We start from the raw sequence: 11249 nt of genomic DNA on the forward strand, positions 1-11249 counted from the left end.
CCATGAGCATACCCTTGACCGGTGCCGGCCGCGAGGATGCGGCCGCGGTCGCCTGCGCCCATTGCGGGCAGCCGGTGATCGGGCGGGGAACCGCGGATGCGGCCGGGAAACGGTATTGCTGCACCGGCTGCGCCGCCGCGGCCGATCTGGTCCGCGAACTGGGCCTCGACGGGCTTTACGCCCGCCGCACGCTGGACCCGACCGCCCGGCCGCCCAGGCCGGACGAGGAACTGCCCGAGCTTGTCTCTCATGTCCGCACCGACGACCGGGGTCGCAACACCATCGATCTGATGGTCGACGGGCTGCAATGCGCGGCCTGCGTCCAGCTGATCGAGCGGGCGATCGCCGCCGACGACCGGGTGGCGGATGCGCGCATGAACATGACCACCCGGCGGCTGCGCGTCGCCTGGCAGGGCGCGCCGGAGCTGGCCGACCGGCTGGTCAACCCGGCCGTGCGCCTGGGCTATCGCCTTCTGCCCTACGATGCCGAGCGCATGGCGGCCGCCGATGACGCCCAGGGCCGGGAGCTGATCCGCGCCATGGCAGTGGCGGGTTTCGCCGCCGGCAATGTGATGCTGCTGTCGATCGGCATCTGGGCGGCCGGTGACGCGGGCATGGGCGAGGCGACCCGCAGCCTGCTGCACTGGGCCTCGGCCCTGATCGCCCTGCCGGCGATCGCCTATGCCGGCCGGCCCTTCTTCAAATCGGCCTGGTCCGCGCTGTCGCGCGGGCGGACCAACATGGATGTGCCGATCTCGATCGGCGTGATCCTGACCGCCGCGGCCTCTCTGGCCCATACCTGGCGCGGCGAGCTGCATGCCTATTTCGACAGCGCGACCATGCTGCTGTTCTTCCTGCTGATCGGGCGGGTGCTGGATGCCCGCGCCCGCGGCCAGGCCCGCCGCACGGTGGCGGAGCTGATCGCGCTGGCGCGCCAGCCGGTTTCGATCCTGGACGAGGCGACGGGCGCGCTGCGCCGGCTGGCGGCATCCGATGTGCGGCCGGGCATGATCGCCCGGGTGGCGGCGGGCGAACGGATCGGCGTCGACGGCGTGGTGCTGCGCGGCCAGGGGGAGATCGACCAGAGCCTGGTGACCGGCGAAAGCCTGCCGCGGATGGTGGTGCCGGGCGACCGGGTCACCGGCGGCGCCGTGGTGCTGGGGGCGCCGCTCGACATCCGGGTCGATGCCGCGGGCGAGGACGGCCAGCTGGCCGAAATGGCCCGGCTGATCGAGGCGGCCGAGCAGCGCCGCGCCGGCCGCGTCGCCTTTGCCGACCGGGTGTCGCGGGCCTATGCGCCGACCGTACATCTGGCGGCCTTGCTCACTTTCTTCGGCTGGTGGGCGCTGATCGGGATCGATTGGTACGATGCGCTGTCGCATGCGGTGGCGGTGCTGATCATCACCTGCCCCTGCGCGCTGGCGCTGGCGGTGCCGGCCACCCAGGTCGCCGCCGCCTCGGCCCTTGCCCGCCGTGGCGTGCTGCTGCAAAGCCCGCTGGCGCTGGAACGGCTGGGCCAGGTGGATCATGTCGTGCTCGACAAGACCGGCACGCTGACCCTCGGCCGGCCGCGGCCGGTGGGGCTGGAGGCCCTGCCCGGCGATGCGGATGCCCGCGCGCGCCTCGGCCGGGCGGCGGCGCTGGCGGCGATGAGCCGCCATCCGCTCTCCCAGGCGCTGGCGCAGGCGGTGCCGGCCGATCTTCTGCCCGTGGCACCGGCGGGGGAGGGCGGGGAAACGGCGGTCGAACAGGCCGGCCACGGCATGGCGCTGGGCGCGGTACGCCTGGGCAAGGCGGCGTTCTGCGGGCTGAGCGACGAGACGGCCGCGGCGATCCGGGCCGCGACACCGCTTGCCGGCGACGACATTCCGGGGCCGGAACTCTGGTATGTCGAGCCCGGTGCCGCGCCGCTGCTGATCCGTTTCGCAGATCCGCTGAGGCCCGCCGCGGCCGAGACCGTGGCGGCGCTGAAGGCGCGGGGCATGGGTGTGGAACTGGTGTCGGGCGACCGGCCCGAGGCGGTGGCGGCGATCGCCCGCGCCGTCGGCATCGACGGCTGGACGGCCGAGGCCCTGCCGGCCGACAAGGCCCGGCGCATCCGCGACCTGACCGGCGAGGGCCGCCGGGTGCTGATGGTCGGCGACGGGCTGAACGATGCCCCGGCGCTGGCCGAGGCCGCCGCCTCCATCGCCCCGGCCGGCGGTGCCGATCTGGCCCAGGGCGCCGCCGATGCGGTGTTCCGGGGCGAGCGGCTGGATGCCGTGATCACCACACTCGCCATGGCGCGCGCCGCGGAACGCACCGCGCGTCAGAATGTCGCGGCGGCCATCGTGTACAATATGATTGCGGTACCGGCGGCGGTGGCCGGTTTCGTCACGCCGCTGATCGCCGCCCTCGCCATGAGCGGCTCGTCGCTGATCGTGATCCTGAACGCGGTCCGGCTGGGCCGCGGCGTGCGGTCCTGACGTCCCCCTCCGGAAGGCCATCGTCCCATGGACGTTCTCATCTATCTGATCCCGGCCAGCCTGCTGCTTGCAGGCGGTGCGCTCGCCGCCTTCCTGTGGTCGCTGAAGAGCGGCCAGTACGACGATATCGAAGGCGCCGCCCATCGCATCCTGATGGATGACGACGATCAGCCCGCCGACGAACCGCCGGCGGAGAGACGGCGGCAGGGCTGATCCACCGCCGGTTCCGCTGACGGGACCGATGGTCCGTCATATGGTCCGAAGACCGCGGAAACGGCTGATCTTCAAGATTTCATGGGGGTCCGGGTCCATTTGGCGGACCCGGGCCTCTGCGTATGCAGGCCGGGCCTGTTAGGCTGACCCTTCACGGCCATGGCGATCGACGACCGGACAAGAAGCGGGTCGCGCACCATGGCAACCGGCGCAGGGAGGAAAGCCCGGATGCTCAGGACCATGATCGGTCGCGGCCTCGCGACCTGTGCGACCGTGCTCGGTATCGCACTTGCAACCACCGGTGTCGCACGCGCCGAGGACATCGTCCTCAAGATGGCGCATGTCTATACCCCCGGCAACATCTGGTACGAAACCGCCGAAGCCTACAAGAAGGCGGTCGAAGACCGCACCCAGGGCAAGGTGAAGATCCAGATCGCCGATTCCGGATCGACCGGCGACTGGCCGCAGTCGATCGAAGGTCTGGCGATCGGCACCAACGACATCGTGCTGCAGTCGATCGGCACGCTCGACCGCTATGGCATCGTGGCCGGCGTCGAGGCCTTCCCCTATCTGATCCGCGATCTCGATCATTTCCGGAAGGTCTATGACGGCCCGATCGGTGCCGAACTGGCCGATGCCATCGCGGCCCAGACCCGCTTCCGCATCGTCGGCGCCGGCTATCGCGGTGCCCGCCATCTGACCGCCAACCGCGCCGTGCCGACGCTGGAGGATCTGAAAGGTCTGAAGCTGCGCGTGCCGCCGCTCAAGATGTATTCGATGACCTGGGCGAAGCTGGGTGCGAGCCCGGTGCCGATGGGCGTGGCCGAACTCTTCACCTCGATGCAGCAGAAGGTGGTCGACGGGCAGGAGAACCCGCTCGAGATCATCGAGAGCATGCGCTATGACGAGGTGCAGAGCCATGTCATGGAGACCGCCCATGTCATCGGCGCCATGACCTTCATCTTCTACGACGCGCGGATGAAGCGCCTGCCGGAAGACGTGCGCACCGTGCTGATCGAAGAGGGCCGCAAGGCCATGGACGATGCCAGTACCCGCATGGCGGCCATGGAAGCCGAGATCAAGAAGCGGCTTCAGGGCAAGGGCATGACCTTCGTCGCCGTCGACCGCGACGCCTTTGCGGCCAGGCTGGCCGACATGCCGGATGCCTTCCCCGATCTGAAGCCCTGGGTCGAAAAGATCCGCGCGGTCAAGTAAGCACATGACCCCGAAGCGCACGTCCGGCCCCGGCGGCGTCGCCGCAGGGGCCGGACGTCTGGGGCGCCTCGTCGAGCGCGTGCTCGACGGGGTGCTCGCCCTCATGATCGCGGCCATGACCGGGGCGATCGTCTGGCAGGTTTTCGCCCGCTATGTGCTGGATGCAGCCCCCTATTGGAGCGAGGAACTGGCGCGGTTCCTGATGCCCTGGATCGCGATGGTCGGATCGGCCGCGGTGCTGCGCGGCGGCGGCCATGTCGCGGTCACCGCGCTGATCGAACGGCTGGGGTCCGGCCCGGCGGCGGCGCTGCGGATCGTCCGCGACCTGGTGATGCTGGGCGTGGCGGCGGTGCTGGTGATCCACGGCCTGGCCTTTGCCGATCTCAATTCCTTCCAGGACAGCCCCGCTTTCGAGGTGCCGATGTCGGTGCCCTATATGGCGATGCCGGTGGGCGGCGTGCTGATCGCGATCATGGTGGTGATCGCGCGGCTGTCGCGGCCGGGCGCCGACTGGGCGCTGCCCGATCCGGATGCCCCGGTGGAAGACGAGGGCGAGGGCTTCGTGCCGGTGGCGATGCGTGCCGCCGAAGCGGCGCGTGACGGAGAGGTCCGCCGATGACCCTGGTCGAAATCCTGCTGATCCTGATCCTGGGGCTGATGGCGATCGCGGTGCCGATCGGCTTTGCGGTGATCGCGGGCGTGGTCGGCGTGCTGCTCTGGGTCGGCGACATCAATCTGATGGTGGTGCCGCAATCGATCTTCGGCGGCATCGACGGCTTCACCCTGCTCGCCATTCCCTTCTTCCTGCTTGCGGGCTCGCTGATGACCGCGGGCGGCATGACCCGGCGGCTGCTGGAACTGGCCGATGCCATGCTCGGCCACAAGCCGGGTGGGCTCGCCATGAGCGGCGTGGTCGCCTCCACCCTCTTCGCCGGCATTTCGGGATCGGCCGTGGCCGACACCTCGGCACTGGGCCGGATCATGATCCCGGCCATGGTCAAGGTCGGCCACAGGCCCGCTTTCGCCGCCTCGCTGATCGCGGCCGCCAATGTGGTGGCACCGGTCATCCCGCCCTCCATCCCGTTCATCGTGATGGGGGTGCTGACCAACCAGTCGATCACCAATCTGTTTCTGGCCGGCGTGATCCCGGGCCTGCTCTACACCGTCGCCATGCTCTGGATCGCGCGGCGGCTGGCGATCCGCGATGCGCCGGCGGTACGGACGGGCAAGCGGCCGCCCGGCACCGTCCGCCGGGCGCTGGCCCGCGCCGCCTTTGCGCTGCTGATGCCGGTCTTCATCCTGGTCGGCATCCGGATGGGCGTGTTCAACATCACCGAATGTTCCGGCGTGGCGGTGGTCTATGCCCTCTTCGTGGGCGGCGTGGTGCATCGGGAACTGGATCTGAAGCGGATCTATGCCGCCCTGGTCTCGGCCGGCCGCTCGACCGCGGTGATCATGATCGTGGTCGGTGCCGCCAAGCTGTTTTCGTGGCTGCTCGCCTATACCGGGGTGCCGCAGGCGGTCTCGGCCTTCGTGCTCGCCAATGTCTCCGATGCGCTGATCTTCCTGCTGGTCGTGAACGTGCTGCTGCTGATCATCGGCATGTTCCTGGAAGCCAATGCCGCCCTGGTGATGCTGGTGCCGGTGCTCTACCCGATCGCGCTCGCGCTGGGCGTCGACCCGGTGCATTTCGGCGTGGTGGTGGTGCTGAACCTGTGCATCGGCCTGATCACGCCGCCCGTCGGGCTCTGCCTCAACATCGCCTGCATGATTGCGCGGTCGCCGCTGGAACGCGGCTCGGTCGCGATCCTGCCCTTCCTGGCGGCGGCGCTGGCCGTGCTGCTGCTCGTCACCCTGGTGCCGCAGGCCTCGCTGCTGCTGCCGGGCCTTGCCGCCGGCTGATGCCGCGGGCCCGAAATACTGGAGCTTTCCGATGACCAAGCGTCTGGAGAACAAGACCGCCCTCGTCTTCGGTGCCGGATCGAGCGGCCCGGGCTGGGGCAACGGCAAGGCCACCGCCGTGCTCTTCGCCCGCGAGGGCGCGCGGGTGGTCTGCGTCGACCGCGTCGCCGAGGCGGCAGAAGAAACCGCCGGCATCATCCGCGATGAAGGCTTCGAGGCGATCGCGGTCACGGCCGACGTCACCTCTTCGGCCGAGATCGCGGCGGCGGTGGCGAAGACGGTCGAGACCTTCGGCCGGCTCGACGTGCTGCACAACAATGTCGGCATCACCGAGATGGGCGGGCCGGTGGAGCTGGACGAGGCGCGCTGGCGGCGGGCGATCGACGTCAACGCCACCTCGGTCTTTCTGGCCTGCAAGCATGCCATCCCGGAAATGCTGAAGGGTGGCGGCGGCGCCATCGTCAACGTGTCGTCGCTGGCGGCGATCCGCTGGACCAACTATCCCTATCTCGCCTATTACGCGGCCAAGGCGGCGGTGAACCAGATGACCGTCGCCATCGCGCTCGAATATGCAAAGCAGGGCATCCGCTGCAACGCCATCATGCCCGGCATGATGGACACGCCGCTGATCCGCACCCAGATCGTCGGCCAGTATGCCGATGCCGAGGACATGATCGCGAAGCGCCACGCCGCCTGCCCGACCGGGCGGATGGGCGATGGCTGGGACATCGCCAGGGCGGCGGTCTTCCTGGCCTCCGACGATGCCGGCTACATCACCGGCCACTGCCTGCCGGTCGATGGCGGGCTGTCCTGCCGCGCTGCCTGACGGCGATCCCGGACAAGGAGACGATCATGACCGGAGAACGCGACGAACATGGCTTTCATGACGGCCGCGTCGCGGTCGTGACCGGGGCGGCAAGCGGGATCGGCCTCGCGACCGCCCGGGCCCTGGCCGAGGCGGGCGCCATGGTCGTGGCCGCCGATCGCGATGCCGAGGGGGCCGCCCGGGTGGTAGCAGAACTGGAGGCGCAGGGGCTGCATGCGGCCCCTGCCGCCTTCGACGTCTCAGACCCCGAGGCGGTGGCGGAGGCGATGGCGGCCATCGCCCGCGATCACGGCCTGGTCCGGGTGCTGGTCAACAGCGCCGGGATCGGCGTCGACGTGCCGTTTCTCGACACCGATCCGGCGCTGCTCGACCGGATCATCGGCATCAATCTGCGCGGCACGATGATGCTGGGCCAGATCGTCGCCCGCGGGCTGATCGCGGCGGGCCGGCCGGGCGCGATCGTCAATGTCGGTTCGGTCTCGGGGCTGCGCGGCAATCGCGGCCGGGCCGCCTATGGCGCGTCCAAGGGGGCCGTGCATCTGCTGACCCAGGTGATGGCGCTGGAACTGGCGCCTTACGGCATCCGGGTCAACTGCGTCGCGCCGGGCCCGATCGACACGCCGCTGACCCGTGCCGTCCACCGCCCCGAGGTCCGCGCCTCGTGGGAAGAGCGCGTGGCGCTCGGCCGCTATGGCACGCCCGAAGAGATGGCCAGCGTGATCCGCTTCCTGGCCGGCGATGCCGCAGGTTACGTCACCGGCCAGATCGTCGCGGCCGATGGCGGGTTTCAGGCGGTCGGGATCAGGGATTGATGATGCCCGGCCCTCGTCCCTCTTGAATTGGCCCTCATCCCTCTTGAATTGATTTTCATGCCACGGCATGATCTCGCCACGTTGGCGGGAGGAGGCGCGTGTGGCGGCCATCGACGAGACGCGAAAGGACCAGCGGGTCAATTTTCTCATCGCGGCGGGGTTCGGCGTGTCGCCGGTTCTTGCGCATCTCGTCGTCGCGCTGGCCATTTTGAGCGGTGTCGTTACGGCACCGGACACGGCGCCGATCTCGGAACAGAACTGGTGCGGCCACCTCATCTTTGCCGGGCTGTCCATCGCCGCCGGTGTCTTCGTCAATATGTTGAAGCACGGGGTATCGGTCACGCGGCCGGGCCGGATCTGCGGCTTCCTGCTTATCACCTTCTCTGCCATGCTCTGGCTGCTTTTCGGCATGCTGGCCGTCGCCAGAGGTGCGCCGTCTATCGCGATGTGGGTGAGTGCGGTGCTTGTGGTTGGTGTGGTCGTTCTGTGCGCTTATATTCTCGATATGCAGATCGCCGTCGCCCAGGCGGGGTGAGGGTTATCCCAACTGCGTGAGGGTCTGAGACCGATGAACATGATCTTCGACGCCATCATGCCCTACGTGCTGGTCCTGGGACTTCTTGGCCTGTTCTCCTGCTTCTGGATGGCGGAGCAGACCCGCCGCAGCCTGGCGGCCAAGGGGGGAGAAGACGGCGTGATCAATGCGCTCAGCTGGCCGTGGCGGCTGATGCTGCGTGTGGCCGGGCGGGCCTGAGCCGGGGCGCGTCGTGGATGACATCCTGACCGCCGGCACGGTGCTGGCGGCACTCGATCTGATCGGCACCTTCGTCTTCGCCCTGTCGGGGGCCGTGGTCGCGGTGCGCCGGGGGCTGGACCTGTTCGGCGTGCTGGTGCTGTCCTTTGCGGCCGCGAGTGCGGGCGGCATTCTGCGCGATCTGTTGATCGGCGCGGTGCCGCCGGCGGCGATCAGCCAGCCGCGCTATGTGCTCACCGCCTGTGTGGCGGGGATCTTCACCTTCTATCGTCATGCCCTGATCGAACGCTTCCGCAACCCGGTGCAGGTGAGCGATGCGGCGGGGCTTGCGCTGTTCGCGGTCTCGGGCGCGCAGAAGGCGCTGGGGGCCGGGCTGGAGCCGGCGATGGCGGCGCTGCTCGGCATGCTGACGGGCATCGGCGGCGGCATTCTGCGCGACGTTCTGGTCGCCCAGGTACCGGCGGTGCTGAAGGCGGATCTCTATGCGGTCGCGGCGCTCGCCGGTGCCGGGGTGGTGGTCACCGCCCATGCGCTCGACCTGCCGGCCGCCCCCTCGATGCTGGCCGGGGCGGCGCTCTGTTTCGGATTGCGGGTCATGGCGATCCGGCATGGCTGGCAGCTGCCCGTCCCCCGCCTGCCGGACCGGGAGGACCGGAGCTGACGACGGGCCCCGACAGGACGGCACAATGGGGTTGCCATATCGGATTTGCGACACAGATCCGTATGAACGGGCTTGCGCCTCATTCCAGCCCGGTCACCGGAGACCCGCCCCGATGACGGAGATGCCTTTCACCGGCCGGCCCATCCTCCGGCCCACACGACGTGACGTCCTGGGCGGCCTGGCCGCAGGGGCGGCGGCGTTTGCCCTGCAGCCGGTCGCGGCCGCCGCCGCCGGGACGGCGACGGCAGCCGACGGCCCGTTCCACCGGCCGATTCCGTCGAGTGGCGTTCTGCTGCCCGCGGTCGGGCTCGGCACCTGGATCACCTTCAATGTCGGTCGCGACCCGCAAGCCATCGCCGGCTGTACCGAGGTGATGCGCGCCTTTTTCGATGCCGGCGGCCGGGTGATCGACAGCTCGCCCATGTATGGCTCGTCGCAGATGGTTGTCGGCCAGGGGCTCGCGACACTGGATGCCCGCGACCGCGTGTTTTCGGCCGAGAAGGTCTGGACCTCGTCGGGCAGCGACGGGCCCGGGCAGATCGAGGAGACGCGCCGGTTCTGGGGCGTGAAACGGTTCAGCCTGATGCAGGTCCACAACCTCCTCGCCTGGCAGGATCATCTGGAGACCCTGTTCGCGATGAAGGCCGAAGGCCGCCTGGGCCATGTCGGCATCACCACTTCGGAAGGCCGGCGCCATGACAGCTTCGAGGAGGTGATGGCGACGCAGAAGCTGGACAGCGTGCAGGTCACCTACAACCCGCTCGATCGCGAGGTCGAGGCGCGGATCCTGCCGCTCGCGGCCGATCACGGCCAGGCGGTGATCGTGAACCGGCCCTTCCGCCAGGGCGCGCTGACCCGGCGGCTGGCGGGGGTGCCGCTGCCCGGCTGGTCGCGCGAGCTGGAGGTGTCGAGCTGGGCGCAGGCGCTGCTGAAATTCATCCTGGCCCATCCGGCGGTGACCTGCGTCATTCCGGCCACGACCCGCGTCGACCATGTCCGCGAGAATCTGGCGGCGGCATCGGGCCCGCTGCCGGATCGCGCATTGCGGGAGCGGATCGCCGCGGATGTCGAGGCGGCCGTCTGATGCCCTGGACCGACTACACCCTGAACGACTTCCTGCTGTTTGCCCCCGAGACCTATCAGCGCCTGTTCATCCGCTATCACGAGGCGATCTGGCCGCTGCAGATCCCGGCCGTCATCGCCATGCTGGTGATCCCCTGGCTGATCCTGCGGCGTGGCGGGGTGGAGCCGCGGATGATGCGCATCGCCCTGCCGATCCTGGCGGTGGTCTGGGTGTGGATCGGCACCGATTTCCTTTATCAGCGCTACGGCGAGATCAACTGGGCGGCGGTCTGGCCGGCCGCCGGCTTCATGCTGCAGGGCGTTCTGCTGCTGGCGACGGCCTTCGCCGAGCCGGAACAGCCTCCGGATGTCCGCGTCCCGCCCGCCGCCCGCGACGCCGGCCTGCTGGTCATGGCCGCAGCCGTGATCCTGCTGCCGCTCGCCGCGCCGCTTTCGGGCCGGCCCTGGCTCTCGGCCGAACTTGTGGGCGTGACCCCGGATGCCACCGCGCTCTTCACCCTGGGCCTGCTTGCCCTGAAACCGCTCCGCCTGCGCCTGCTGCTCCTGCCGGTGCCGCTGCTCTGGTGCCTGCTCTCGACCCTCACCCAGATCGCCATGGACTGGCCCGACGCCTGGATCCTGCCGGCCCTCGCCGCGGCGGCGGTGGCGGCGACGCTGTTGCCGCGGGAGAAGGTCGATTAGCCCGCAAATCTGACGACATATTTTTCTGAAAAATCTACCTGGGATTATGCAATATTGCATGTCAGATCGATGATGGGGGCATGGCATCGGAGCATGCTCCCAGGAGGCTGATGACGGGGGCTCCGCAGGTGAGCTGGGCATTATTTGTCGATGAATCGGGGCAGGATCGGCGGTACTCCCCTTATGAAGTTCTGGCCGGGGTTGCTGTCGAAGATCGCCGGATATGACTTGTGGAGATCGTCAGGCGTATGCGCTATCGCCATCTCACCGATGGCGGGGACGCCGTCTGGGGCGTCAAGGAAATCCGGGATCTACGGCCGCGTGCCGCCGTTGCAACGAAAAAAGGCAATGCAGCGTAACCGCCACAAAGCCTCCATCTCTAATATGGCGGGCATCACCCGATCTGGCAATACCCGATCGGGTGATACCCAGGGCTATCGCATTTGCCCGATGACGGATCGGGCGAATGCGTCGGACCATCCGGATCGCTTTCGCTTGCGACGGATGGAGATGGACGGCCTGGCCGTTTTGAGGACGTTGAGGGCGAGTTTTCGGATGATGGCGAGGTTTTCCGGACCGTGGTCCTTGCGAGCGCGGGCCTCATCCTCGCGGAAGGTGGTGTCGAGAACCCAGTGCA

Annotated in this window: 12 protein-coding genes and 2 pseudogenes; 13 read left to right on the top strand and 1 reads right to left on the bottom strand. The window is 68.9% G+C overall.

Going from position 1 to position 11249, the window contains the following annotated elements:
- The first annotated feature begins 2 nt into the window (after nt 1–2).
- The 13 genes and pseudogenes from WI697_RS19250 to WI697_RS19310 form a co-directional block, all read left to right on the top strand.
- Nucleotides 3–2465, top strand: a complete 2463-nt coding sequence (locus tag WI697_RS19250) for a heavy metal translocating P-type ATPase metal-binding domain-containing protein (protein ID WP_345959608.1) — start codon at nt 3–5, stop codon at nt 2463–2465.
- A gap of 27 nt (nt 2466–2492) precedes the next feature.
- Nucleotides 2493–2678 (top strand): cbb3-type cytochrome oxidase assembly protein CcoS, encoded by a 186-nt coding sequence (gene ccoS / locus WI697_RS19255; protein ID WP_014748517.1) that lies wholly within the window; start codon nt 2493–2495, stop codon nt 2676–2678.
- A gap of 228 nt (nt 2679–2906) precedes the next feature.
- Nucleotides 2907–3893, top strand: coding sequence for a TRAP transporter substrate-binding protein (locus WI697_RS19260; protein WP_345959609.1), 987 nt, complete (start codon nt 2907–2909; stop codon nt 3891–3893).
- A gap of 4 nt (nt 3894–3897) precedes the next feature.
- On the top strand, nt 3898–4512 hold the full coding sequence (locus tag WI697_RS19265; protein WP_345959610.1) for a TRAP transporter small permease: 615 nt from the start codon (nt 3898–3900) through the stop codon (nt 4510–4512).
- Nucleotides 4509–5795, top strand: coding sequence for a TRAP transporter large permease (locus tag WI697_RS19270; protein ID WP_345959611.1), 1287 nt, complete (start codon nt 4509–4511; stop codon nt 5793–5795). Before WI697_RS19265 ends, WI697_RS19270 begins: the two co-directional genes overlap by 4 nt.
- Nucleotides 5796–5826: 31 nt before the next feature.
- A complete protein-coding gene (locus WI697_RS19275; RefSeq protein WP_345959612.1) occupies nt 5827–6621 on the top strand; it encodes an SDR family NAD(P)-dependent oxidoreductase in 795 nt (264 codons plus the stop codon).
- Nucleotides 6622–6647: 26 nt separating this feature from the next.
- Nucleotides 6648–7433 carry an SDR family NAD(P)-dependent oxidoreductase gene (locus WI697_RS19280; RefSeq protein ID WP_345959613.1) on the top strand — a complete coding sequence of 262 codons (786 nt, stop codon included), beginning with the start codon at nt 6648–6650 and terminating at the stop codon, nt 7431–7433.
- Between the two features lie 100 nt (nt 7434–7533).
- Complete coding sequence (locus WI697_RS19285) at nt 7534–7968, top strand: hypothetical protein (RefSeq protein WP_298647640.1); 435 nt, start codon at nt 7534–7536, stop codon at nt 7966–7968.
- A 39-nt stretch (nt 7969–8007) separates the two neighbouring features.
- Nucleotides 8008–8187: a hypothetical protein gene (locus tag WI697_RS19290; RefSeq protein ID WP_082828885.1), complete on the top strand. Its 180-nt coding sequence runs from the start codon at nt 8008–8010 to the stop codon at nt 8185–8187.
- Between the two features lie 13 nt (nt 8188–8200).
- Nucleotides 8201–8848 carry a trimeric intracellular cation channel family protein gene (locus WI697_RS19295; RefSeq protein ID WP_082828883.1) on the top strand — a complete coding sequence of 216 codons (648 nt, stop codon included), beginning with the start codon at nt 8201–8203 and terminating at the stop codon, nt 8846–8848.
- Nucleotides 8849–8960: 112 nt separating this feature from the next.
- A complete protein-coding gene (locus WI697_RS19300) occupies nt 8961–9932 on the top strand; it encodes an aldo/keto reductase (protein WP_345959614.1) in 972 nt (323 codons plus the stop codon).
- A complete protein-coding gene (locus tag WI697_RS19305; protein WP_345959615.1) occupies nt 9932–10612 on the top strand; it encodes a DUF6064 family protein in 681 nt (226 codons plus the stop codon). Before WI697_RS19300 ends, WI697_RS19305 begins: the two co-directional genes overlap by 1 nt.
- 128 nt (nt 10613–10740) lie before the next feature.
- Nucleotides 10741–10830: pseudogene (locus tag WI697_RS19310) on the top strand (DUF3800 domain-containing protein); the annotation flags it as partial.
- Between the two features lie 216 nt (nt 10831–11046).
- On the opposite strand, the pseudogene WI697_RS19315 reads toward WI697_RS19310, so the two are convergent.
- Nucleotides 11047–11249, bottom strand: a pseudogene (locus WI697_RS19315) (ISAs1 family transposase); the annotation flags it as partial.

The organism is Tistrella mobilis, from assembly GCF_039634785.1.
Taxonomy (GTDB): domain Bacteria; phylum Pseudomonadota; class Alphaproteobacteria; order Tistrellales; family Tistrellaceae; genus Tistrella; species Tistrella mobilis.

Coding starts and splice junctions, on each gene's coding strand:
- WI697_RS19250 (WP_345959608.1), top strand. CDS start 3: ATGAGCATACCCTTGACCGGTGCCGGCCGCGAGGATGCGGCCGCGGTC.
- ccoS (WP_014748517.1), top strand. CDS start 2,493: ATGGACGTTCTCATCTATCTGATCCCGGCCAGCCTGCTGCTTGCAGGC.
- WI697_RS19260 (WP_345959609.1), top strand. CDS start 2,907: ATGCTCAGGACCATGATCGGTCGCGGCCTCGCGACCTGTGCGACCGTG.
- WI697_RS19265 (WP_345959610.1), top strand. CDS start 3,898: ATGACCCCGAAGCGCACGTCCGGCCCCGGCGGCGTCGCCGCAGGGGCC.
- WI697_RS19270 (WP_345959611.1), top strand. CDS start 4,509: ATGACCCTGGTCGAAATCCTGCTGATCCTGATCCTGGGGCTGATGGCG.
- WI697_RS19275 (WP_345959612.1), top strand. CDS start 5,827: ATGACCAAGCGTCTGGAGAACAAGACCGCCCTCGTCTTCGGTGCCGGA.
- WI697_RS19280 (WP_345959613.1), top strand. CDS start 6,648: ATGACCGGAGAACGCGACGAACATGGCTTTCATGACGGCCGCGTCGCG.
- WI697_RS19290 (WP_082828885.1), top strand. CDS start 8,008: ATGATCTTCGACGCCATCATGCCCTACGTGCTGGTCCTGGGACTTCTT.
- WI697_RS19300 (WP_345959614.1), top strand. CDS start 8,961: ATGACGGAGATGCCTTTCACCGGCCGGCCCATCCTCCGGCCCACACGA.
- WI697_RS19305 (WP_345959615.1), top strand. CDS start 9,932: ATGCCCTGGACCGACTACACCCTGAACGACTTCCTGCTGTTTGCCCCC.